The sequence below is a fragment of the Nocardia amikacinitolerans genome (assembly GCF_900215415.1).
Lineage (GTDB): Bacteria > Actinomycetota > Actinomycetes > Mycobacteriales > Mycobacteriaceae > Nocardia > Nocardia amikacinitolerans.
This window is the reverse complement of record NZ_OBEG01000001.1, coordinates 224,907-247,326: the sequence shown is the minus strand read 5'-3', so window position 1 is coordinate 247,326 and position 22,420 is coordinate 224,907. Positions and strand designations below refer to the sequence as shown.

The 22,420-nt window shown below is 70.3% G+C and carries 22 protein-coding genes; 16 read left to right on the top strand and 6 right to left on the bottom strand.

Annotation, left to right across the window (positions count from 1 at the left end; all coding sequences use genetic code 11):
- Position 1: 1 nt before the first annotated feature.
- The 6 genes from CRP45_RS01225 (at position 2) to CRP45_RS01200 (ending at position 6,311) form a co-directional block, all read left to right on the top strand.
- A complete protein-coding gene (locus CRP45_RS01225) occupies positions 2-766 on the top strand; it encodes a tyrosine-protein phosphatase (protein WP_097243428.1) in 765 nt (254 codons plus the stop codon).
- A 90-nt stretch (positions 767-856) separates the two neighbouring features.
- Entirely contained in the window at positions 857-1,738 is an 882-nt protein-coding gene (locus CRP45_RS01220; RefSeq protein ID WP_097243427.1) for a glycoside hydrolase family protein, read from the top strand.
- A 121-nt stretch (positions 1,739-1,859) separates the two neighbouring features.
- The gene (locus CRP45_RS01215; RefSeq protein WP_097243426.1) at positions 1,860-3,278 is read left to right on the top strand and encodes an L-fucose/L-arabinose isomerase family protein; all 1,419 of its coding nucleotides are present in this window, start codon (positions 1,860-1,862) and stop codon (positions 3,276-3,278) included.
- Positions 3,279-3,303: 25 nt separating this feature from the next.
- Positions 3,304-4,782 carry an FGGY-family carbohydrate kinase gene (locus CRP45_RS01210; protein ID WP_342746965.1) on the top strand — a complete coding sequence of 493 codons (1,479 nt, stop codon included), beginning with the start codon at positions 3,304-3,306 and terminating at the stop codon, positions 4,780-4,782.
- Positions 4,783-4,845: 63 nt separating this feature from the next.
- Complete coding sequence (locus tag CRP45_RS01205) at positions 4,846-5,298, top strand: thioredoxin family protein (RefSeq protein WP_308209474.1); 453 nt, start codon at positions 4,846-4,848, stop codon at positions 5,296-5,298.
- Complete coding sequence (locus tag CRP45_RS01200) at positions 5,295-6,311, top strand: glycoside hydrolase family 172 protein (protein WP_245909808.1); 1,017 nt, start codon at positions 5,295-5,297, stop codon at positions 6,309-6,311. Before CRP45_RS01205 ends, CRP45_RS01200 begins: the two co-directional genes overlap by 4 nt.
- Here the strand turns inward: CRP45_RS01200 and CRP45_RS01195 are convergent.
- Entirely contained in the window at positions 6,302-6,763 is a 462-nt protein-coding gene (locus CRP45_RS01195) for a hypothetical protein (RefSeq protein WP_097243423.1), read from the bottom strand. The genes CRP45_RS01200 and CRP45_RS01195 overlap by 10 nt on opposite strands.
- 77 nt (positions 6,764-6,840) lie before the next feature.
- Here CRP45_RS01195 and CRP45_RS01190 point away from each other — a divergent pair, with 77 nt between their 5' ends.
- The 4 genes from CRP45_RS01190 to CRP45_RS01175 all read left to right on the top strand — a co-directional run bounded on the left by CRP45_RS01190 (position 6,841) and on the right by CRP45_RS01175 (position 11,165).
- Complete coding sequence (locus CRP45_RS01190; protein WP_097243422.1) at positions 6,841-7,845, top strand: zinc-dependent alcohol dehydrogenase family protein; 1,005 nt, start codon at positions 6,841-6,843, stop codon at positions 7,843-7,845.
- Positions 7,842-9,239 carry a xylulokinase gene (xylB, locus tag CRP45_RS01185; protein WP_097243421.1) on the top strand — a complete coding sequence of 466 codons (1,398 nt, stop codon included), beginning with the start codon at positions 7,842-7,844 and terminating at the stop codon, positions 9,237-9,239. The genes CRP45_RS01190 and xylB overlap by 4 nt, the downstream gene beginning before the upstream one ends.
- A gap of 135 nt (positions 9,240-9,374) precedes the next feature.
- Positions 9,375-10,634 (top strand): PucR family transcriptional regulator, encoded by a 1,260-nt coding sequence (locus tag CRP45_RS01180; protein WP_143861295.1) that lies wholly within the window; start codon positions 9,375-9,377, stop codon positions 10,632-10,634.
- Positions 10,635-10,655: 21 nt separating this feature from the next.
- Positions 10,656-11,165, top strand: coding sequence for a GNAT family N-acetyltransferase (locus CRP45_RS01175; RefSeq protein WP_097243419.1), 510 nt, complete (start codon positions 10,656-10,658; stop codon positions 11,163-11,165).
- A gap of 3 nt (positions 11,166-11,168) precedes the next feature.
- On the opposite strand, the gene CRP45_RS01170 is transcribed toward CRP45_RS01175, so the two are convergent.
- Positions 11,169-12,164: an extracellular catalytic domain type 1 short-chain-length polyhydroxyalkanoate depolymerase gene (locus CRP45_RS01170; RefSeq protein WP_097243418.1), complete on the bottom strand. Its 996-nt coding sequence runs from the start codon at positions 12,162-12,164 to the stop codon at positions 11,169-11,171.
- A 362-nt stretch (positions 12,165-12,526) separates the two neighbouring features.
- Between CRP45_RS01170 and CRP45_RS33590 the strand changes: the two genes are divergently transcribed.
- The 3 genes from CRP45_RS33590 to CRP45_RS01160 all read left to right on the top strand — a co-directional run bounded on the left by CRP45_RS33590 (position 12,527) and on the right by CRP45_RS01160 (position 14,823).
- A complete protein-coding gene (locus tag CRP45_RS33590; RefSeq protein WP_179830722.1) occupies positions 12,527-13,192 on the top strand; it encodes a hypothetical protein in 666 nt (221 codons plus the stop codon).
- Between the two features lie 210 nt (positions 13,193-13,402).
- A complete protein-coding gene (locus CRP45_RS01165) occupies positions 13,403-14,179 on the top strand; it encodes a ribonuclease E domain-containing protein (RefSeq protein WP_097243417.1) in 777 nt (258 codons plus the stop codon).
- Positions 14,176-14,823: a hypothetical protein gene (locus CRP45_RS01160; RefSeq protein WP_143861294.1), complete on the top strand. Its 648-nt coding sequence runs from the start codon at positions 14,176-14,178 to the stop codon at positions 14,821-14,823. The genes CRP45_RS01165 and CRP45_RS01160 overlap by 4 nt, the downstream gene beginning before the upstream one ends.
- A 17-nt stretch (positions 14,824-14,840) precedes the next feature.
- Here the strand turns inward: CRP45_RS01160 and CRP45_RS01155 are convergent, their stop codons facing one another.
- Complete coding sequence (locus CRP45_RS01155) at positions 14,841-15,632, bottom strand: hypothetical protein (RefSeq protein ID WP_097243415.1); 792 nt, start codon at positions 15,630-15,632, stop codon at positions 14,841-14,843.
- Positions 15,633-15,909: 277 nt separating this feature from the next.
- Here CRP45_RS01155 and CRP45_RS01150 point away from each other — a divergent pair, with 277 nt between their 5' ends.
- Complete coding sequence (locus CRP45_RS01150; protein ID WP_245909807.1) at positions 15,910-16,452, top strand: TetR/AcrR family transcriptional regulator; 543 nt, start codon at positions 15,910-15,912, stop codon at positions 16,450-16,452.
- Between the two features lie 49 nt (positions 16,453-16,501).
- Positions 16,502-16,840, top strand: a complete 339-nt coding sequence (locus tag CRP45_RS01145; protein ID WP_067778781.1) for an MmcQ/YjbR family DNA-binding protein — start codon at positions 16,502-16,504, stop codon at positions 16,838-16,840.
- A 10-nt stretch (positions 16,841-16,850) separates the two neighbouring features.
- On the opposite strand, the gene CRP45_RS01140 is transcribed toward CRP45_RS01145, so the two are convergent.
- From CRP45_RS01140 to CRP45_RS01130, 3 genes are all read right to left on the bottom strand, one after another.
- Positions 16,851-17,129 (bottom strand): LppU/SCO3897 family protein, encoded by a 279-nt coding sequence (locus CRP45_RS01140; protein WP_097243414.1) that lies wholly within the window; start codon positions 17,127-17,129, stop codon positions 16,851-16,853.
- A 79-nt stretch (positions 17,130-17,208) separates the two neighbouring features.
- On the bottom strand, positions 17,209-18,132 hold the full coding sequence (locus CRP45_RS01135; protein WP_245909805.1) for a tyrosine-protein phosphatase: 924 nt from the start codon (positions 18,130-18,132) through the stop codon (positions 17,209-17,211).
- 141 nt (positions 18,133-18,273) lie between these two features.
- A complete protein-coding gene (locus CRP45_RS01130; RefSeq protein WP_097243412.1) occupies positions 18,274-20,697 on the bottom strand; it encodes a PEP-utilizing enzyme in 2,424 nt (807 codons plus the stop codon).
- Between the two features lie 164 nt (positions 20,698-20,861).
- On the opposite strand from CRP45_RS01130, the gene CRP45_RS01125 reads away from it, so the two are divergent.
- The gene (locus tag CRP45_RS01125; RefSeq protein ID WP_097243411.1) at positions 20,862-22,352 is read left to right on the top strand and encodes an FAD-dependent oxidoreductase; all 1,491 of its coding nucleotides are present in this window, start codon (positions 20,862-20,864) and stop codon (positions 22,350-22,352) included.
- The last annotated feature ends 68 nt before the right edge of the window (positions 22,353-22,420 follow it).

The following is a 22,420-nucleotide window of genomic DNA, read 5'->3' as shown; positions in this document are numbered from 1 at the left end:
CATGCACACCGACAGTTCCCCGCGGCGATGGGTCGAATTCGCCGAGATCGACAACGTCCGCGACCTCGGCGGGCTTCCGGTGTCCGGCGGCGGCGTCACGCGGTTCGGCACGGTGTACCGGGCCAGCACTCCGCAGCATCTGACCGAGGACGATCTGCTTCTGCTGACCGGGCAGGTCGGCCTGCGCACCCTGATCGACCTGCGCAATCCCGACGAGGTCGAGCGGGAGGGCTACGGCCTGCTCGGCGACGCGGCCGTCGAGCTGGTCAACCTGCCGGTGCGCAAGGCGGCAGCGACCACCGCCACCCCCGCCGACCTCGTCCCCGACGCCAAGCACTACGACCTTGTCGCGCTCTATCGCGAACTACTGGACGGCAGCGTCGAATCGGTGCTCACCGCCGTGCGACTGATCACCGACACCGAACGGCATTCGGTGGTCTTCCACTGCGCCGCGGGCAAGGACCGCACCGGCGTGCTCGCCGCGGTGCTGCTGGACGCCGTCGGCGTGTCCGCGGAGTTCATCGCCGCGGACTACGCCCTCTCCGGCGAACGGATGGCGCGGGTGCGGGCCCGCCTCGACGCCCTCCCGTCGTACCACGGCCTACCACCGGTGCGCACCGGAATCCTCGCGGTGGAACCGACCGTCATGAGCGAGTTCCTGACCAGGCTGCACGCCGACCACGGTGGCGCGGCGGGCTGGTTGCGCGCTCACGGCCTCGGCGACCGCGAACTGAGCGACCTGCGCAGGGTGCTGGTCGAGGACTGACCGGCACCAGACGGCCGAGGAACGCGCTCGGCCGCGCCGACTACTCGCCAACCGATCCCGCCGTGCCGTGCGCGGCGGGATCATGGTCGTATGGCGACGCGGGAAGTGGTCCGGGCGGGCCGGTTCACCAACATCTACGACCCGAGCGCGGGCGAAGCGCGGCCGTGGTACATCAACGACCACACGATCGTGCGGGATCGGGACGGCGGCTGGCACCTGTTCGGCATCACCCATCCCGAACCCGCCGATCCGTTCCACGAGATCGAGTTCGCGCACGCCACGGCACCCGATCTGCTCGGGCCGTGGACCAAACAGGAGACCGCGTTGACGGTCGATCCCGGGTACCACGGCGAGACCCACCTCTGGGCGCCGTACGTGATCCGTTCCGGTGCAACGTACTTCATGTTCTACGCGGCGGGCGGCCAGGATCGCACCAGGGCGGCGATCAATCTCGCCACCTCCACCGACCTCGTCCGCTGGGAGCGCGCGCCCGGCGGGCCGCTGTTCCGCGACGGCTACGACGCCCGGGACCCGATGGTGCTGCGCATCGGCGAGAAGTGGGCGATGTACTACTGCGCGACGAGCGCGCCGGAGGGCGGTCACCACGTGGTCGCCTATCGGCTCAGCACCGACCTGTGGCGCTGGGGCGAGCGGCACATCGCGTACGCCGATCCGACGATCGGCACCGAGGCGGGCAACACCGAGTCGCCGTTCGTGGTGCGCCACGACGACCGCTGGTACCTGTTCATCGGCCCGCGACCCGGCTACGTCGGCACCGATATCTTCCGCAGCGACAACCCTTTTCGCTTCCGCATCGGCGACAAGATCGGGCACGTGGCCGCGCACGCCGCCGAGGTCGTCCGGCACGCGGACCGCTGGTGGGTCACCAGCGCGGGCTGGGGGCAGGGCGGTGTCCACCTCGCGCCGCTCACCTTCCCGCCGCCGCCCGCGGGCATCGCCGTGCCGCGCTGACCCCGGCGCCTTTGTGACGATCCCGGCTCCGTTCCGCCGAAAGGCGCCGATCCGGCTGGGTCGCCTGGTATCTGTTGAGCGAGTCGACTATCCGCCCACCCACCCGCGTGGAGGTAACGGCATGGCCCGTATCGGCGTGATCAGCGTTTCCGACGGCCGCGACTACGTGCACACCGGCATCGCGGACTTCATCCGCACCACCGAGGACCGTCTCGTCGCCGCGCTGACCGCGGCGGGGCACGAGGTGGTGCGCGGCACGGACATCATCAGTGACAACGCGCTGGCCGGATCGGTGGCGCGCGAGGTGGCCGCCGCGGGCGTCGATCTCACCGTGCTGCACTACGCCGTCTGGGCTTTCCCGCACTTCAGCATGCTCGCCGCGGGCGCGACACCCGGTCCGCTGCTGTTGCTTTCGAACATCGACCCGGTGCAGCCGGGAATGGTCGGAATGCTCGCCGCGGGTGGCGCGCTGGACCAGGTCGGCCGCGCGCACACCCGGTTGTGGGGCGATCCGGAGGACGCCGCGCTGATCGAGGCGATCGGCGTGCGGGCGACGGCGGCAGCGGCCGTCTCGGCGTTGCGCGGCAGCACTTTCGGGCGCTTCGGCGGGCGGCCGATGGGCATGAACACCGCCGTCGCCAACACCGATCAGTGGCAGCGGCTGTTCGGCATCGACGTGGAGGAGATCGACCAGTGGGAGATCGTGCGCCGGGCCGAGCAGGCGGATGCCGGTGAGGCCAAGGCCGCGAGGGAATGGCTCGAACGCCACGCCACCGTGCACTACGACGGCGCGAAACTCACCCCGGAGCTGCTGGAACGACAGATCCGCTCCTACCTGGCCGTGCGCGAGCTGATCGCGCAGTGGCGGCTGGATTTCTCCGGGATCAAGGGCCAGCCGGAGCTCACCCAGTACTTCGCGACGATGGATGTCACCGAGGCGTTCCTCAACGACCCCTACGACTGGAACGGCCCCAAGCAGACCCACGTCTGCGCTACCGAGGCCGACATGGACGGCGCGCTCACCATGCAGCTGCTCAAACACCTCGCGAAGACCCCCGTGCTGTTCGCCGACGTCCGGCACTATCACGCCGATCGCGACATCTGGGATCTGTGCAATTCCGGTCAGCACGCGACCTGGTTCGCCGCCCGCAGCGCCGATCCGGCGGAGAACCTCGCCAGGGTGCACCTCTACCCGGAGGTGTTCTTCTTCCCGGCGGGCGGCGCGTCGGTGCACCACCTCGCCGCGCCGGGCACGATGACCTTGGCCCGGCTGACCCGCAAGGACGGCGACTATCGGATGCAGCTGATGCTCGGCGAGTTCGAGACCTACGACGAGCAGACCAACGAATCGCTGATGAAACAATCCACCAGGGAGTGGCCGCACGCGTTCGCCCGGCTCGACGCGCGCGCCGAGGATTTCCTGTCTCGCTTCGGCGCCAACCACATTCACGGCGTGCCGGGCGACCACCGTGCTGCCGTGCGTGCGACCTGTGAGTTGCTCGGCGTCACGCTCGACGAGTTCACCCGCGACCCGCGATGACCATGCACCGGCAACGGAGGTGATCGTGTTCCTGGGCATCGATATCGGAACCTCGACCACCAAGGGAGTGCTTGTCCGCGCGGACGGCACGGTCGTCGCGAGAGCCGAACGCGCCCATGCGGTCTCGACGCCGCGTCCGGGGTGGGTGGAGCACGACGCGGAGACGGTGTGGTGGTCGGATTTCGTCGCGATCACCAGCGAGCTGGTGGCGGCAGGCGGGGCCGACGTCGACGGTCTCGCGGTGTCCGGCATCGGGCCGTGCCTGCTGCCCGCCGACGGTGCCGGAAATCCGTTGCGCCCGGCCGTGCTCTACGGTGTCGATACCCGCGCGACGGCCGAAATCGAGGAATTGAACACGGAATTCGGCGCCGACGCCGTGCTGGAGCGGGCCGGTTCGCCGCTGACGAGTCAGGCGGTCGGACCCAAGCTTCGCTGGCTGGCGCGACACGAACCGCAGGTCGCCGACCGGACCGAGCTGCTGCTGATGGCGAGTTCCTTTCTGGTGCAACGCCTTACGGGCCGATACGTGCTCGATCACCAATCCGCCAGCCAGTGCGTGCCGCTCTACGATCTGCGCAAGCGCGAGTGGGCGGCGGACTGGGCCGAGGCGGTGGCCCCCGGACTCGCGCTGCCCGAACTGGCGTGGCCCACCGAGATCGTCGGACGGGTGAGCACGGCGGCCGCCGCGGCGACGGGCCTGCCCTCGGGTCTTCCGGTCACCACCGGAACCATCGACGCCTGGGCCGAGGCCGAGAGCGTCGGCGTGCGCGCGCCCGGCGACGCCATGATCATGTACGGCACCACCATGTTCCTTGTCCAGGTGGTGACCGAGCCGGTCCCGCATCCCGGTCTCTGGGGAACCTGCGGAACATGGCCAGGCACATACACTCTCGCGGCGGGCATGGCCACCTCCGGCGCGGTCACCGAATGGCTGCGCGATCTGGTCGGCGGGGACTACGGCGAGCTGGTGACCGAAGCAGCCACGGTGCCCGCGGGCAGCCGCGGCCTGCTGGCACTCCCCTATTTCGCGGGTGAGCGCACCCCGCTGTTCGATCCCGACGCGCGCGGCATCGTGGCCGGACTGACGCTGCGCCACGGCCGCGCCGAGTTGTACCGCGCGGCGCTGGAGTCGATCGCCTACGGCGTCCGGCACAACCTGGAGGCGATGACCGAGGCGGGCGGGCAGGCGCGGCGGCTGGTCGCCGTCGGCGGCGGCACCAAGGGCGGACTGTGGACGCGGATCGTCTCCGAGGTCACCGGTCTGCCGCAGCAGCTGCCCGCCGACACCGTCGGCGCCTGCCTCGGTGACGCCATGCTGGCCGCCACCGCGGCCGGTCTCGACACCTCGGCGTGGAACCCGGTGGCCGACACCGTCGTCCCCGATCCGGCGCGCACCGCGGGCTACGAGCCGTACTACCGGCGCTACCGCGAGCTCTACACCGCGACGGCCGACATCGCGCACTTCCTCGCGGCCGAGCAACGCCGGGCGCACCCGTCTTCCTGATCCTCGGACGTCGTGCCAGGATGCTTGAGGCAGAACCGGCAGGGAGGACCCGAATTGCCCACAGTGACCTTGACAGAACAGAACTTTCACCAAGTGGTCAGCGGCAACCACATCGTGCTGATCGACTGGTGGGCGGGCTGGTGCGGCCCGTGCCGCCATTTCGCGCCCGTGTACGAGGCGTCCTCGGATCAGCACCCCGACATCGTGCACGGCAAGGTCGACATCGAGGCCGAGGTGGCGCTGACGGCGATGGCGCAGGTCGACCGGTTCCCGACGCTGATGGCCTTCCGCGAGGGTCTGCTGGTGTACAACCAGGCGGGGTTCCTGCCCGCCGCCGATCTCGAGGAGGTCGTGCAGCAGGTGCGCTGGCTGGACATGGATCAGGTTCGTAAGGAACTGGCCGCACAGGGCGTAGCCCCGCAGCAGGCCGAACCCGTTGCCGCGGCCACCGGGGGCGCCGCGCGCATGGCCGGACCGGCTAGCGGACCCGTCCAGTACGGCTGGCCCGGGCTGTGACCGCGGCCGGGTCGCCCTCGGAAGTGTGGCGGCTCGATGCCGCGCGTACCCGGTCGATCAGCGCCGAGAATCCCACCGGCGCGGCAGGTATGGGGGCCCGCGCGACCGACGGCACCGGCGCGCACGCCGCGCGTGATCTGGGCGTCGGATGGAAGGTCTCGCCGTCCATCCTGCTCCAGCCCGGCGACACCGCGATTCTGGCCGACGTGCCCGGCCCCGGTGTGGTGCGCCACTTCTGGCTCACCACCGACCGCACGGCACTGCGCGAACTGACCCTGCGCATGCACTGGGACGACGCCGCGCAACCCGCCGTATGGCTGCCGCTCGGCGACTTCTTCTGCAACGGGTGGGACGAGCTCGCGCTGGTGAACTCGGAGATGATCGTGGTCGCCCCGGCGGGCGGTCTGAACAGCTACTGGCCCATGCCTTTTCGCCGACACGCGCGGATCACGTTGCACAACGGCGCGGACCGGGCGGTACCGGTGTACTACCAGATCACCTACACCGAAGAGGACGTGCCCGACGAGGCCGGCTACCTGCACACCGCGTGGCGGCGCAGCGCACCGCTGGGCAGCCCTGCGGTGCACACCATTCTCGACGGCCTCACGGGGCGGGGGCGTTACGTGGGCACCTATCTCGCCATCCGGCCCGGCGACCCGGGGTGGTGGGGCGAGGGCGAGCTGAAGTTCTATCTAGACGGCGACACCGACCACCCGAGCATCTGCGGCACCGGCACCGAGGACTACTTCGGCGGCGCGTGGAACTTCGACATGGACGGCCGCTATCGCACCTACTCCACGCCGTATCTCGGCCTGCCGCAGGTGCTTCCGCCCGACCGCTGCTACGAGGCCGATCAGCGGTTCGGCATGTACCGGTGGCACGTGCGCGACCCGATCTGCTTCCACAGCGAGTTGCGCGTCACCGTGCAGGCGCTCGGGTGGTCGGATCCGGGAACCTACCTGCCGCTGGAACGCGCCGAGATCGCCAGCACCGCATGGTGGTATCAGGGCTGACCAGGCAGCTCCAGCGCGGCGGCATCCAGATCGCTCATCAGCTCGTCCGCGCGCGCCAGCGCCAGATCCAGTCCCGCCCCGAGGTCGTCGAGCACCGTCAAACCGCCGAGCAACCCGGACAATTCGCTGCGCACGCGTTCGAGTTCCTCGATCGCCGGATCGACAGGAGACCAGACCGCGGCCTCGGACCAGCCGGGAGCGTCGTCGAGCCAGGCGCACAACAGGTCGCGGACCAGGCAGTGGTCGGAGGTGTACAACTCGAAGTGGCGCGGATCCGCACCGCCGCGGTGCTGGAGTTCGTACATGCCGTCGGGTAGGCGACGAGCCCGGATCCAGTTTCGTTCGCCCCTGGCCAGTTCCAGAAACGGATGCTCGGTCGCGGCGGGGTCGAACTCGGTCCGAACCGCCGCCGGATCGGGATCGTCGGTTGGTCGACTCGGGTCCGCACGCACCGGGTCAGTGTGCCCGATCGCGGGCGCGAATACCCGAAATGCGCCACCGCACCGTGATCCGGGTGCATGGTAGAAGGATGCGCGCGGTGGTCATCGAGACGCCAGGTCGTTGTTCGGTGCAGACCGTGCCGGATCCGGTCCCCGGTCCCGGCGCGGTGGTGGTGCGCGTCGCCGCGGTCGGAATCTGCGGCACCGACGCGCACATCGTGGACGGCGAGTTTCCGCCGACGCCGTATCCGATCGTGCCGGGGCACGAGTTCGCGGGCGAGGTGGTCGCCGTCGGCAACGACGTGGTTGGCGTCGCGACGGGCGATCGGGTCGCGGTGGATCCCTCGCTGTTCTGCGGGGCCTGCCACTACTGCGCGATCGGCCGCGGCAATCTGTGCGAGCGCTGGGGCGCGATCGGCGACACCGTGGACGGTGCGATGGCCGAGTACGTCGCGGTGCCCGCCGCCAACTGCCACCGACTGCCGGATTCGGTCTCGCTGAGCCACGGCGCGCTGGTCGAACCGCTGTCCTGCGCCGTGCACGCCTTCGACGTGCTGCCCCGCGCGCTCGGCGCCCACTATCTGCTCTACGGCGCGGGCACCATGGGACTGCTGATGCTCCAGTTGGCGCGAGTGGCGGGCGCGGCGTCGGTCTCGGTCGTCGATCTGAACACCGCGCGGCTCGCGGTGGCCGAGAAACTCGGCGCGGACGCGGTCGGGACCGAGGCCGACGGCTTCGACCGTCCGCGGGGGTGGGAGATCGTCATCGACTGCACCGGGGCGATCCCCGCGATCGAGGACGGTTTGACCAGGGTCCGGCGCGGCGGGGTGTATCAGCAGTTCGGCGTCGCGCCCGGCGCGGCGACCGCCGCCTTCTCCCCGTTCCGTGTCTACAACGACGAGATCACCATCGTCGGCTCGATGGCGGTGCTGCACAGTTTCGGACGGGCGGTGGAGTTGATGGGCAAGGGCGTGATCGACGCCGACACCATGATCACCCACGGCTTCGCACTCGACGAATTTCCCGACGCGCTCACGGCTTTCCGCGAGGGCGTCGGCCGCAAGATCCAGATCCGCCCGGACCGGTCCGGATGACACGGGTGGCCGGGGTGGACAGCTCCACCCAGTCGTGCAAGATCGTCGTCTGCGACGCGGCGACCGGTGCGGTGCTCGAGCGGGGCACCGCACCGCATCCCGACGGCACCGCCGTGCCCGCCGAGGCTTGGTGGGACGCGCTGCGCGCCGCGGGCAACGGGCTGCTCGATCGGGTCGACGCGATCGCGGTGGCCGGACAGCAGCACGGCATGGTCGCGCTGGACGCCGACGGCCTACCACTGCGAGATGCGTTGCTGTGGAACGACGTTCGCTCGGCCGCGGCGGCCGAGGACCTCGTTCGCGAGCTCGGTGGTCCTGGCGCGTGGGCCGACGCGGTGGGCAGCGTGCCGGTCGCCGCGTTCACCGTCACGAAGCTGCGCTGGTTCGCCGATCACGAACCCGATCTCGCCGACCGCGCCCGGCGAATCCTGCTGCCGCACGATTACCTGACCTGGCGGTTACGCGGCCCGGATGCCGAACCCGTCACCGACCGCGGCGACGCCTCGGGTACCGGCTACTGGTCGCCTGCGACGGAACGCTACCGAGAAGACTTGGTATCTCTGGCTTTTCGTGGACGCACACCGCAGCTGCCGCGGGTGCTCGGACCGGCCGAATCCGCGGGACGCACCGCCACGGGCGCACTGGTCGCGGCGGGTACCGGCGACAACGCCGGGGCCGCACTGGGATTGGGGCTCGAACCCGGCGACGTCGTGATGTCCCTCGGCACCAGCGGCACCGTCTACGCGCGCGGCAGCGCGCCGAGCGCCGACCCGTCCGGCGCCATCGCCGGGTTCGCCGACGCGACCGGTTCGTTCCTTCCACTAGTCTGCACGCTCAACGCGGCGCGCGTGCTCACCGCCTCCGCGCAGCTTCTCGGCGTCGACCTTTACGGTCTGGAAGCCCTTGCGGCCCAAGCTCCCCCGGGCGCCGAAGGACTCGTCCTGCTCCCGTACCTCACCGGCGAACGCACCCCCAATCTGCCGCACGCGACGGGCAGCCTGCACGGTCTGCGGCCACGCAATATGCACTCCTGGCACCTCGCCCGCGCCACCTACGAGGGCATGCTCTGCAACATGGCCGACGCCCTCGACCGCCTCGTCGCCACCGGCATCGCACCGCGCCGCGTCCTCCTCATCGGCGGCGCCGCCCGCTCGTCCCTCGTCCGCGCGATCGCCGCGCAGATCCTCGGCCGACCCGTCACGATCCCCGAACCCGAAGAATACGTCGCCCTCGGCGCGGCCCGCCAAGCCGCCTGGGCCCTCGCGGGCACCCCCGCTCCCCCGCCTTGGCCGACCCGCAGGGCCGCGGAAATCCACCCCTCCGCGGCGGGCGTGGCCACCGGCCAGGCCATCCGCGACACTTACGCCCGCGCCAGGGACGCCGTCTACGGGTGACCCGCGGTGCCCGTGAACAGGGCGAAGTCGCACCCACACCAGTGTCCGAATTGTTGGACACTTCGGGACTCGATCCGACCATAGTGTCGCTCATGGCGAGCCGGTCCGACCCGAAGCAGGTGATAGGAGCGACAGTTGCTACAGGAACGCGCTACGCGCGTCGGTCTGATGGAGATCGACGCCCACGACAACGACTCGAGACCGTCGACCGGACACCCGGTCGGAGCGCTCGGCGATATCGGCAGACTCGCGCAGCGGGTGGTCGCCTATTTCCTCGCGGCCGTCGCACCGCGGCCGGGCGGCGCCGCGCAGTGCGAGATCACCGCGATTCGCGAGAGTCTGCGGCTCGCGGTCGGTGCCGACGGCGGGGACGGCACCGCGCAACTCGAGCTGGCGGCCGGGGTGTGGGCACGGGGCGGGATCCCGCTGGAGACGGTGCTTCGCGCTGTGCACGAGGCGTTCCGGGCGGGGATGGACATGGTCGCCGGGCGGTCCAGACTGCCGGGCGCCCACGACCCGACCGCCCAGGACTATGCCGACCTGCGGCGCAAGACGGCCGCCGTCGTCGACTTGCTCGGCGTCATCACCTCGACGATCTCCCGCGGCTATGTGCGCGAACTCCGCGCCACGGCGCCCCAGCACCAGACGACGACGCGCACCTTCGCCGAGGCCCTGCGCGCCGGACGGGCCACGGCGGCCGCCGCCCGTCAGTGCGGCGTCGAACTGGCCGAGGAGTACTGGATCTTCGCGGTGGGGATCCCGCCCTGCGAGGAGTCGCGCCTCGGGTTGGATCACCGCGTCGCCGCCCGGCGCAGGCTGTATCGGATCGAGACCGAGTTCGCCGAGCGAAGCGAGGGAGCGGCGCTGTCGATCCTGTCGGTCCACGGCGGCACCGTGATGCTGCCGACGTCCTTCTCCGACGACCGGCTCGACTCGTTGTTCGACGACGTCCTGAACGCGGCGGGCACCCCGATCACCGCCGTCGTCGTGCGCTCACCGGCCTCCGACATCCCGGCCCGCGCCGAGGACGCGCACAATCTGCTCGACATGGCGCAGCGCCTCGGCGTCAGCGGCGCGCTGCACCGGTTCCCGGACCTGGCGCTCGAGTACCAGCTGACCCGCCCCGGACCCGGCCGCGAATTCCTCGCCGCGCTGCTCGACCCCCTCGACGAACACCCGGAATTGCTCGCCACCCTCTACTGCTACGTGGCGCACAGCCTCGACCGGCGGCGCACCGCCCGCGCACTCCACGTGCACCCCAACACCGTCGACCTGCGCCTCAAACGCACCGCCCAGCTGACCGGTCTCGACGCCGCGCCGGCGAACGGGATGTGGCATCTGCGCTCGGCGCTCATCGCCCGCAGCTACCGGGCGGACGGGAGACCCGGCACGTAGGTCGCTCGGTAGGGTCCTGCTATGCCCGAGCTGATCGCGCCGACCACGCGTCTGCATGCCGCGTGGCTGGAGGCGCACGCGGAGTGGGGTCCCGGTCTGCACGAGGACGGTTTCGGGTTGCGGGCGTCGGACGAGGTCGAGTCGGCGGACGGGTTCGCGGCGTGGGTCGCGCGGATGTCCGGTGCGAGGTCGTGTGTGTACCGGTGGATCGTCGAAGGTGATCGGGTGATCGGTGGGATCGCGCTCCGGTTTGACGAGTTCGCGGAACGGTCGGGTCACATCGGCTACGGCATCCGACCGTCCGCCCGCCGCCGTGGACTGGCGACGTGGGCGCTCGGCCGGATGCTCGACCAGGCAAGGGCTTTGGGCATGGACCGGATCCTGGCCATCTGCGCGGCGGACAATCTCGCCTCGGCGAAGACGATCGAACGGCACGGCGGGGTGCTCGAGGAAATCCGGGACACCGAACTCGGGCCCGCGCGGCGGTACTGGATCTCGCTCGGCGAGGCGGATGTGGTGGCGGTGGAATAGCTCTCAGCAGGCTCTACCCGGACCGGTGAGTCGGTGTGCCAGAAGGAAGTCCATCATCCGCCGCTGCAGCGTGAGGCCCGACGCGGACTGCATGAGCAGCCCGCCGCCGATGTGGTCCGGTCCGAGGGGTGTGACGAATTGAGCCAGTTCACAGCCTCTTTCGATGTAGTACTCGATGGTCGCGGGGACGGGATCCGCGGTGGTGGTGATCGCGGTCGGCGCGTCGGCGAGGGTGAGATTGCCCGCTCGCCGATAGGCGCCGAGCCACTGCAGGATGTTGGCACGGCCGATCGGGTAGAGGCTGGTCTGATCGGCGAAGTCCTGGAGGAAGAAGGCCGGGACCGGGCGGGCCCGTGGGCCCATCGACGCGACGATGGTGGCTCCGGTGAGATCCGCTGCGGGCGGCCGCAGGCTCATGCCGTGCGGTCCACCCGCCATCGGGGCTATGGCGGCGTACAGATCCGGATACGTCGCAGCCATCACGGTGCTCATACCGCCGCCCGCGGAATAGCCGCCGACGTACACGCGTGCGCGGTCGATCCCGAACTCCTCGATCAGGGTTTCGGTGATGCCCGCGACGATCGAGGGCTCACCGGTGTCGCGGTCCTGGTTGGCGGGGTCGAACCAGTTCCAGCACCAGCGTTCGTTGGCGTCCCTGGTCTGGATCGGGTACGCGAGGACGAAGCCCAGCTCGTCGGCGATCCTGGTCAGCGAGAAGCCGTTGTCGGCCAGCTGCGCTTCGGGATCGGTGCAGCCGTGCAGGTAGATCATCAGGGGTTTGCCCGCCGTGTCACCCGGTGGCACGTGCAGGTAGTAGCTTCGAGTGCCCGCCGCGTTGGTGTAGGTGCGGTGGGTGATCTCGGCCGCGTACGCGCGCGGACCACCGAGCGCGACAAGGCCCGAGGCCAGCAGCAGCACGGCGACCATGGCCGCCAGTCGATTCCGAGAGATGACGCGGTCGATCAACTGCACTCCCCACACGAAAACACCGGCTCGCATCTCGGGGCGATCCTTCGATGCGGGAGCGGGCTCTACCGAGCACCCCGCTCCGTTTGAAGGATAGCCATTCCAAATAGTGTCGCGGTGTTGGCCGACCCTTGCGGCAGCCGATCTCGGTGACCGCTGGGCACCTATTCGGCCAGCACCGCCGCGAGCCTGCCGGTCCCGCACCCGAAACTGGTAGCCGTTCCATTGCCCGGCCACTGATTTCCGGGCCGACTCCCCCCGCCGACTTAGGCGGGCACCGCGCGCGTACCGTGCGCCATGTTCCACCGCCTGCCCCGAAAAATATGGTCTCCGTGGAAATTTGGTTACCTACCCCGCCGGGGTACGCTGCGGTGACAGAGCGAGGAGATGTGCGGATGATGTGGGTGGGTAGGCGGTTGCGGGCGGCGGCGGGTGTGCTACTGGCAGTGGTGGCGCTGGTGCTGGTGGTGGCGTCGTGTTCGTCGAAGGAGGCGGACTCCGGCGCGTCGGCGTCGACTACGGTGACCACAACCTCGGTCAGCGCGACGAAGACGGAGACGTCGACGAGTTCGCCTGCGGCGCCGGGCAATCCGGGCGGAGCGCAGGGTCAGGGCGGATCGCAGCCCGGATCCGGCAACCAGGGGCAGGCCCAGCCCAACGCCAACGCACCGCAGCCGAACGCCCCCGGCACGGACGAGTGCGGCGCGATCTACTGCGGCCCGCCCGGCACCGACAACTGCAGCACCGAGAACTGCGGCAACCTCGGCACCGACAACTGCGGCGCCATCTATTGCGGCGCACCCGGCACCGACAACTGCAGCACCGAGAACTGCGGCACGGGCGACTACGTGGAGTGCACGAACCGAATCGACTACACGGGCGATCCCCGCTCCAACGACGAGATCAACAGCATGGGTGTGCGAGAAGGCAAATGCCCCGACCCGATCCGCCCCACCCCGACCCCCACGGCAACCACCACGACCCAGCCGCCAACGACCACCTCCGAGGCCGCCACATCGTCCGCCACACCGACGGCCCCAACCACCTCCGCGGCGCAGTAATCGAGTAGCCGCACCCTCCGTACGTCCCTGATGTACCAGACATCGCCGCATCCGAATGTTGGCCGCCACGCAGTTGCACTCCGATAGCTGTGCTGGTCTGCCAGCTGCTGAAACAAGTAGTCGATTACTCGCGTCGGCGTGTCGCGAGGGGCGAAGGCTTGGTGTCGAGCAGGGATCGGGCGGCGATGAGCCGGGCTTTCGGAGGTAGTTATGACCAGTGGGGCGCGCGCGTTCCTCGTCGCCGGAGCGGCGGCGGGGGCGCTCGGGGTGGGGCTGGTGCCGATTGCCGGGTCGACGCCCACGAACAGCGAGCCCGCCTGGCCGACGGACACGACCGAATGCTGTGACACGTCGTACGTGCCGCCGAGCACGGACCCGCCCGTGACCGTTACGACGATCGATCCGCCCGTGACTACGGCGAACGATTCGTCCGTAGCCACCACGACGAACGATCCGCCCGTGACTACGGCGAACGATTCGTCCGTAGCCACCACGACGAACGATCCGCAGGAAGCCACGACGACCGATCCGCAGGCGACGGCAACCACCGCACAGCCGACCGTCCCTACCACCACCGGATCATTCGTCGCGCCACCGTTCGGCACGACTTCGCCGACCGCGCGCCCGATCCTCACAACCATCACGCAGTCGGCTGTCCAGCCACCGTTCGACACCGGTTCGCCGACCGCGTCACCGGTGGCTGAGGAAAAGCAGCAGGACAGTCGCCTCGGCGACGCACTGGGCGTCGGCGCGTTCCTCTTGGCGCTCGGCGGCGCGGCGCTCGTCACGCGTCGGCGACGCGGGCGTCCTGCCGGTCCAGCGCCCGAGCACGCCCGTGACGCGCTTCCGCCGCAGCTTCGCGTGCGGGTGGTCGGGGATATCCGGCCGTCCATCCACGTTCGTGAGGTCGCCGGGGTCGGCGCTCCGGCGGTGCGGGTGCTGCTGACAGTCGGCGAGCCGTGGCTACAGGTCAGGGAGGTTCCATGATGACGAGTCCGGCAACGATCACGGCTCGGCAGGCACTCTTCGGTTGCGCCGCCCGTGAAGTCGTCGAACACGAGCTGGTCGAGCGCCTGCGTACGAGCGGTGTCGAGGGGCTGGCGCTGCGGCGCGCGCCGGTCGTCGCGGCGGGCCTGCGATCCACGGCGCTGTGTGAGGTGGTCAAGGCGGTCGACGGGCTGCTCGAGATCGACCTGGGCGGGGTCGCGGTCGCGGGGTGGCGCCGCTACGAACGGCTGCGCGGCGCGGCGATGCGAACCCGCGCGGGCGGAGTCGAGCGGGTCGAGCTGTACGCACACGAGGTCACCCGGACCTGCTGTCCGCGCCTCGAGGTCGTCGTCGGTGAGAACCGGATCGGCGAGTTCACCATGGAACTCGGTGTGGCGGTGCTCGTTCAGCCGCTCGCGGCCATCGTGCGCAACGGCATGCTGGTGGCACTTGGCCCCGGCGACTGCACCGTGACCGTGTCGCTCGGCGCGCCGGAAGCCGGGCCGATCATGAAGCGCGAGCGTGTATTCAAGGTGGCGAACGTGGTCGACCTGCGACGGCCGATCCCCCTTCTCCCCAACCAGCCCGCTCCGCCTCCCACATCACCGCCCGGCGGTTGGCCCCGGCCGGTACCGCATCGTTGATCGATGGCGACCGGACCTCACGACGTGGCCGCGACCGGCGCCGCCGCGATCATCCAGTTGCTGAACTCCACCGCCAGATGCCACTCGTGCTGGCGAATGAGCCTGGCGGGCACGGTAGCTGGGAACTGCACGGTCAGCAGTGCCTCGAGTGTGCCGTCGCGGTCACGGAACTGATGGCGCACACCGCCGATGACCAGACCGTCGTCGAGGACGGCTTGGCCCGCGATCTGGATGGGGTAGCCGGGATCGATCGGGACGGTCAGACTTTCGGTTTCGGCATAGTCGATGAGGAACCGCGACGCCGCCGGTGATCCGCCGGTTGTTTCGACGACTTCCTGACGTCCGTCGGGCAGGCCACGCAACAGGTAGTGGTCGGGGCAGGCGCCGATCATGTCGGTTTCGGCGTTGACGGCGGTCAGATCGTCGAACCATGCGGCGAACCGCTCGGCGGAGTAGCCCGGTACTTCCAGACGGGTGATGGCGTGCTTGGTCCGCCCTCGACTCGCGGCGACACCGATGCGAGTCATCCGCTCGGACAGCGCCAGCTCGCGCCTGAGCATGGCGTAGACACCGGCATGGCCGAGCCGGATCTTCAGCGTCGTCGATTCGGATCGCCGCACGTCGAGAGAAGCGCCGCGCACCTCATCGATGGTGCGGTCGGGCATGAGTTCGGCCATGCCGCGGCGGCCGAGCCGCGCGGCGAACTTCTGCAGCACCGCGTCGGCCCGGCGTGATTCCCACGCGAGCACCTGTTCACGCGAGACCGCTTTCCCGCCGACGATCGCGCGGATCTCAATGACCTCGACCATGGTTCCTGCCTCTCCTGTGCCCGCGAGTGGTTCTCCCCGCTGCGGCGTTCACTCAGCCGTACACGCGCCGCTCACCGCAGGAGACCGCGGAACCAAGCCGCGCGTTAACGCCATATATTCTTGCTTTAAGCATGGAGCTAGTATCGACTAAACGCAAGCGGAAATAGCTTTTAGTCGAGTGGACAGGGCCATGAACCAGCACAGACGTGATCCCGAGAACGAGCCATCGGAAACGTCCCCGGTTCCGCGCAAACGGACCGGGGGACGCTCCGCTCGGGTGCGGGAAGCCGTACTCACCGCGACACTGGATCAGGTCGCCGAACACGGCATCGAGGGCTTGACCATCGGCGACGTCGCCGCCCGAGCCGGTGTCGCCGAGACGACGATCTATCGGCGATGGGGCACCCGCACCGCCCTGATCGCCGAAGCGGTCACCGAGATGGCGGCGGCGGGCAACCCCGCACCCGACACCGGAACTCTGCGCGGAGATCTCCGACAACTCGCCGAGCAGATCTCGCACCTGATCTCCCGCCCCGGCATCGCGCGCCTGCTCGGCACCACCATCGCCCTATCCGCCGACCCGGACGTCGCCGCCGCACGCCACCGTTTCTGGAACGAACGATTCGAACGGACGTACCACGTCATCCGCAGAGCCGTCGACCGCGGCGAGCTGCCCGATGACGTGGAACCCCGTGAGGTTCTCGAAACCCTTTCCGCCCCCTTGTATTTCAGGCTGTTGGTCAGTGACCGGCCGCTCGACAGCGCCTTCGTCACCCGCTGCGTCGACCACACACTGACGCTGTACAGCGTGTCGAAGTGACGGCACGCAGGTCGTCCGGATGTCGGTGACACCTGGAAGGATTCGGGGCATGAGTGCCACCGGGGACGATGTCCGTGCCTATGCCTTGTCGTTGGCGGAGACGAGCGAGCAGTTCGCTTGGGGTATGCCGATTTTCCGGGTCGCGGGGAAGTTGTTCCTGACGTTGCCGGAGAACGAGACGTCGATGGCGGTGCGGTGCCCGGCGGTCGATCGGGACGAGTTGGTGGTGGCGGAGCCGGAGAAGTTCTGGATCGCGGCGCACGAGGCGAACAATCCGTGGGTTCGGGTGCGGCTCGCGGCGCTCGACGACCGAGACGAGCTGGAGGCCATCGTGCTCGACTCGTGGCGGCAGGCCGCGCCGCGGCATCTGCTCGACGACGCGGAGTGAACGACGCGGATCACTTGCGGCTGAGGCAGATCGTCGAACCGTGCGTTACGCCCGAATCCAAGGTGATTCGGGCGGAGCCTTCGACCGGGCAGACACCGTCGTCGGACTCGTGCCGCTCGATCACGCGATAGGTGGCCGCCGGTTGGTCGCAGTCGAGCAGTCGCGTCTGGACGGGTCCGCCGCTCTCGTCGACGGCGATGCAGTCGCGCGGAAGAATTTTGGGCACGAGTGCCGCCGGGGAGGATGTCCGCGCCTTTGCCTTGTCGTCAGCGGAGACGAGCGACGGCACCGCCGCCCTGTGCGATACCAGGGGGGGCGGTGCTCCCGCGAACTCGGCGCTCGATCAGCTGTTCCGCTCGGTCGGCGGCTCAGTGCTTGGTCAGCAGCTTCGCCCGCACCGCCTCGAGGGTCGCCGCGTCGATGCCGAGCCCCTCGCGCAGGAAGCGATCGAAGGAACCGTAGGACTGCTGGACCTGGTCGAAGGCCGCGTCGAGGAAGCTGCGGTCGACACCGACGATCGGCTCCCACAGCGTGCGGTCCTTGACGAGCCCCTGCTGAACGAGGGCGTCGAGCAGGTGCTTGTTGCCCACGGCGAGGTTGTCGTTGGATTCCAGGAAGTCGTTGTAGATCTGGCCCTTCGGCACGTCGAGCGCGCTCATCAGGATGGCGGTCATCCAGCCGGTGCGGTCCTTACCCGCTGTGCAGTGGTAAAGCACCGCGCCTTGGGCGTTCGCGACCTCCCGGAACGCGGCGGCGAACTGGCCGCGTGCGGTCGGGTCGGTGACGAACCAGCGGTAGTAGGTGCGCATGATCTCGGCGGCCTTGCCGTCGCTGAGCACTTCCTGCTGCTTGTCGGGGCCGGCCTGGATGAGCCCGGACACCATGAGGAAGAAGTCGTTGGCGGGGTCGAAGACCGGCAGCTCGGTGCGGCGAATGCCGGACGGGAGCTTGTCGGGATCGCGGGACGCCTCGGTCGGGCTGCGGAAGTCGATGACCTGGGTGATGCCGAGCTCCACCAGCTTCTGCTGTTCGCCCGCGTCGAGCTTGGCGAGCGCGTCGGTGCGGTAGACGACGCCGGTCGCCACGCGGTTGCCGCGCTTGGCCGGGTAGCCGCCGATGTCACGGGCGTTGGGCGCGTGCGCCAAGCCCATCGGGCGATCGTGCTTGCCCGGCGATTCGAGGACGGGGACGGCCGGACCGGCGAGCGCGGGCGCGACGGTGACCGGCAGGACGCCGAGAAGTACCGCGGCCGAGGCCGCTACGACGCCGCGCATTGCGCGTGAAATGGTCACGGGGGTGTTCCTTTCGATCATGGGCCCGGTTCTGCACGGTGAGCCCAAGTGGGTGCACGGCACCGCCCCCCACCCGCATCCAGGGACGCGGCGGTGCCGTCGATTCCGCCCGAAGCGACTCGGGAACAGAGTTTTTCGTGATCAGTCGGCGAGCAGCGTGACGGTGCCCGCCGCACCGTCCACCCGCACGCGCTGCCCGTCGGACAGACTGGTGGTCGCGGTCTTGGTGTCCACCACGCAGGGGATGCCGAATTCGCGCGCCACGATGGCCGCGTGCGAGGCGGAACCGCCGATGTCGGTGACCACCGCCGCGGCGTAGGCGAACATCGCGGTGTGCCCGGTGTCGGTCACCGAGGCGACCAGGATGTCCCCCGGCTCGATGTCGTCGTCGAGCGAAAGCACCAGCTTCACGGTGCCTTCCACCACGCCGGGACACACGCCGATACCGGTGAGGCTCTCGTCGGCGGCGAGCGCGCCCGCGTCGGCGACCGGTTCCCACTGTCCGGCAACGACATCGGGCATCCGGATGTCGCGCAGGCGCTTGCGCTCGGCGCGGCGGCGCTCGACCCGTTCGGCCGCATCGGCGGGCAGGCAGAAGATCTCGTCCAGGCTCAGGTAGCAGACGTCGTCGACCTCGCGCAGCTTGCCGGAGCGGATCAGCCGGTCGGCGCGTTCCCGGACCACCATGCGCAGGCAGTGCGTGATACGGACGACCGCGTCGCGGGCCCGTTCCCTTGCGACGGTGGCGCCTGCCGCCATCCGGGCGGTGCGGCTCGGCGCGGCGTCAACGGGTTCGCGTGTGGGGGCTGGCATTTGGGCGGCCCGCGCGGCGGCGGTGACCAGCAACGAGGGACGGTCACCGAAGGTCGGGTTGACCAGCTCGCATTCGCCGGGGCCGCGGTGGCCGATCCGAGCGAGTTCCTCGTCGAGCGCCGCGGCGAAGGCGGGCGAGGCGGCGCGCGCCGCCGCGACGTCACCGGTGCCCGCGATCTCGAGCAGCGCCGAGTCGGCGCGGCAGAGTGCGGCAAGCCGTTCCACCGCGAGCATCGGCTTCGCCGATTCCAGCCGGTTCAGGTCGATCGGGACCTCGCCCGCGTTCTTGCCTCGGGCGTGCACGGCGGTGGCCGCGCCGGTCATCATGACGCCGATGGAGGCAGCCTGCCAGGCCTGGTGCAGCCGGTCGCGCCAGAGCAGCGCGCGCACGTGCAGCTGCTCGTCGGTGAGTTCGGCGATCTGTTCGGCGGTCAGCGCCTCGGTGTGCGAGGCGGCGTTGATCAGTTCGGCGGTCGCGGCGAAACGGCGGGCGGTGGCGATGACCCGGGAGGTGGCCCGCACGGTGGCGGCGGTGCTCGCCAAACCCGTTGGCATCGGCGGCTTCCCGTGCGGCTGGAGCGGGATCTCGTCGGGGATGTTGCCGTAGGCGTCACGGCGGATGCTCTCCTCGTCCCAGCCGGGCATGTTCTCGGCGGCGAGCACGCCGATCGAGGCGTTGATGTAGATGTGGTGGCCGAGCACGGTGGTCACCCGGCTCGTCCAGTGCTCCAAAGCGATGCCGTCGAGCGCGATCATGGTGCCCATCGCCTCGTTGGCGAGCCGGATGGCGCCCGCGTGCAGGTCGATGGTGAGCGGCGTCATCGGGCCGGGCAGCGCCTCGGAGGTGTTGGTCGCGGTGTGCACCGGGTAGCGAGGGTCGACGCGGTCGTCGAACTCGCCCTCGAGACCCTCGGGCGCGACGTCGACCAGGCGGTGCCGGTCCGAGGTGGCGGCCCGCGCGGGAATCACGTGGGAAGGCAACGGAATCGCGCCGCTGCGGGTGCGGAAGGAACCACCCGACGGCTTGCGGCCGACCAGTCCGCGCACCAGATCGGCCGCCGTCTCGGCCGCGGTCCAGCCGCAGCGGAATCCCCAGTCCTCCTGCGCCGCCGTGGCATTCAGCAGCGGCCTGCGGGCCGACCAGCCCGGCACCCAGGCGGAGTAGCGCACCCCGGCGGCGCGCATCATCGCCCGCACCTCGTCGGTCGTCACCAGTCCCGGCGCGGCGAGCTCGACGACGCCGACCCGCGGCGAGGTCGCCGCGAGCACGAGGAATCGGTCCAGGTCGTCGCTGTGCAGCAGCTGGAAGCCGCCGCCGGACTTGGCGCCGAGGATCGGTTCGAGCGCGCGTCGCGTCTCGTGGCCGACGCGACGACCGGCGACCAACGCGGTGCGGATCAGCAGGTGGTCGGCTCCCGAGGCCCGAAGCCGTTCGGCGACTTCGGATTCCGGCACACCGGCCGAGCGCGCACCCGCGACGACCGGCACCACCACGCGCGCGCCGGCGTCCCTGGCGGCCGCGGCCACCGCGCCGACGGCCGGACCGGCCAAGTGGACGACGGTGTCGCAGCCCGCGACGGCACGGGCGCAGGCCGCGGCATCGGCCGGGTCCCCCGCGGTGAACCGCACCCGGGGGTCGACGAAGCGGTGCCACCGGCGGTCCAGACCGGCCACGTCGTGCCCGGCGGCCAACAGCATGCGCGCCACCGCCCGACCGCTCGGTTCGGTGATTCCGGTGATCAGGACCCGCATCGATATCCTCTCCTCACTGCGCCACCCACAAACGTGACGCCGTTCACACACCTTTGCCAGTGCGCGACCGCCGCAACCGGTTCAGTCCCACTGACCGGGAGGGAGCTATCGGCCACCGAGATGATCGGTGTCCGGGCGCCCGGCGAGGGGCGACTGTCGCAAGCATGAGCGAAACTCTGGGCGCGGCGGCCCGGTCGGTCGCACCGCGGGCGGCAGCGGAAGTCGGCGCCTACGACATCGACACCGACGTCCTCGTCGTCGGCTACGGATGTGCCGGAGCCGCAGCGGCTTTCGAGGCCGCCGAGGCGGGAGCGCGGGTGCTGGTGCTGGAACGCTCGGGCGGACCGGGCGGCGCGTCGGCGATGTCGGGCGGCGAGATCTATCTCGGCGGCGGCACCCCCATCCAGCAGGCCTGCGGCTTCACCGACACCCCCGAGCAGATGGCGGCGTTCCTGCGCGCCGCGCTCGGCCCCGGCGCGGACGAGGCGAAGATCGAGCGCTACTGCGCCGACAGCGTCGCGCACTTCCACTGGCTCGTCGCGCGCGGTGTGCCGTTCAAGCCGAGCCTGTGGGACGCGCCCGCCTGGGTCCCGCCGACCGACGACGGACTCATGTGGCTCGGCGAGAACAGCTGGCCGTTCACCGATCTCGCGACGCCCGCACCGCGCGGACACCGGCCCGCCGCCAACGACTTCGGTGGCCGGCTGCTGATGGACGTACTCGCGGGCGCGGCCGAGAACGCCGGTGCGCAAGCGCAATTCGACAGCTACGCGACGAATCTGATTCGCGCCGAGGACGGCACGATCACCGGCGTGGTCGCGCGCCGCTACGGCCGCGAGTTCACCGTGCGCGCGCGGCGCGGTGTCGTGCTCACCACGGGCGGCTTCGTCGACGACGACCGGATGCTGGCCGCGCACGCCCCTCGGCTGCTGCACCACACCAAGGTCAGCGCGGGCACCGACGACGGCAGCGGAATCCGGATGGCGCAGGCGGCGGGCGCCGCGGTGCGCCACATGTCCGCGGGGCAGGTCGGCATCTCGTTGATCCCCGGTTTCGCGGCCCGCGGCATGGTCGTCAACGGACGCGGCGCGCGATTCGTCAACGAGGACACCTACCCCGGTCGCATCGGCCAGGCCGCCCTGTTCCGGCAGGACATGGACGTGTGGGTGGTGCTGGACGAGCAGGCCTACGAGGCGGTACCCGAACCGCAGCGCTGGGGCGTGCGTCCCACCCACGTCGCCGAGACCGCGGACGAACTCGAACAGCTGCTCGGCACGCCGCAAGGAGCGCTCGCCGCGACCATCGCGCGCTACAACGAATTCGCCGCGCGCGGAACGGATCCCGACTTCCACAAGGCGCCGCGCTGGCTGCGTCCGCTGACTCCGCCGCTGGCCGCCATCGACGTCCGCGCCGGTATTCGCCCGCCGGCGGAGACCGGTGACCGGCGCGGCACCGGCGCATCGGTGTTCACACTCGGCGGCCTGCACACCACCGTGGACGGCGAGGTGCTCGACCTCGGCGGTGCGCCGATCCCTGGCCTTTTCGCCGCCGGACGCGCCAGCTCCGGCCTGCACGGCGAGGGCTACATCAGCGGCACCTCGCTCGGCGACGGCACGTTCTTCGGCCGCCTCGCGGGCCGCGCCGCCGCCCGCTGAGCGCAGGGAACCCCAGCTCACACGGTTCCGATCACCGGGACTGATCCCACCGGACGAGGGGCGGACGG

Bases quoted from the DNA above. Each gene is read 5' to 3' on its own strand.
- CRP45_RS01220 (WP_097243427.1), top strand. From the start codon at position 857: ATGGCGACGCGGGAAGTGGTCCGGGCGGGCCGGTTCACCAACATCTAC.
- xylB (WP_097243421.1), top strand. From the start codon at position 7,842: ATGACACGGGTGGCCGGGGTGGACAGCTCCACCCAGTCGTGCAAGATC.
- CRP45_RS01225 (WP_097243428.1), top strand. From the start codon at position 2: ATGCACACCGACAGTTCCCCGCGGCGATGGGTCGAATTCGCCGAGATC.
- CRP45_RS01190 (WP_097243422.1), top strand. From the start codon at position 6,841: ATGCGCGCGGTGGTCATCGAGACGCCAGGTCGTTGTTCGGTGCAGACC.
- CRP45_RS01155 (WP_097243415.1), bottom strand. From the start codon at position 15,632: ATGGTCGAGGTCATTGAGATCCGCGCGATCGTCGGCGGGAAAGCGGTC.
- CRP45_RS33590 (WP_179830722.1), top strand. From the start codon at position 12,527: ATGATGTGGGTGGGTAGGCGGTTGCGGGCGGCGGCGGGTGTGCTACTG.
- CRP45_RS01215 (WP_097243426.1), top strand. From the start codon at position 1,860: ATGGCCCGTATCGGCGTGATCAGCGTTTCCGACGGCCGCGACTACGTG.
- CRP45_RS01165 (WP_097243417.1), top strand. From the start codon at position 13,403: ATGACCAGTGGGGCGCGCGCGTTCCTCGTCGCCGGAGCGGCGGCGGGG.
- CRP45_RS01160 (WP_143861294.1), top strand. From the start codon at position 14,176: ATGATGACGAGTCCGGCAACGATCACGGCTCGGCAGGCACTCTTCGGT.
- CRP45_RS01175 (WP_097243419.1), top strand. From the start codon at position 10,656: ATGCCCGAGCTGATCGCGCCGACCACGCGTCTGCATGCCGCGTGGCTG.
- CRP45_RS01170 (WP_097243418.1), bottom strand. From the start codon at position 12,164: ATGCGAGCCGGTGTTTTCGTGTGGGGAGTGCAGTTGATCGACCGCGTC.
- CRP45_RS01130 (WP_097243412.1), bottom strand. From the start codon at position 20,697: ATGCGGGTCCTGATCACCGGAATCACCGAACCGAGCGGTCGGGCGGTG.
- CRP45_RS01125 (WP_097243411.1), top strand. From the start codon at position 20,862: ATGAGCGAAACTCTGGGCGCGGCGGCCCGGTCGGTCGCACCGCGGGCG.
- CRP45_RS01145 (WP_067778781.1), top strand. From the start codon at position 16,502: ATGAGTGCCACCGGGGACGATGTCCGTGCCTATGCCTTGTCGTTGGCG.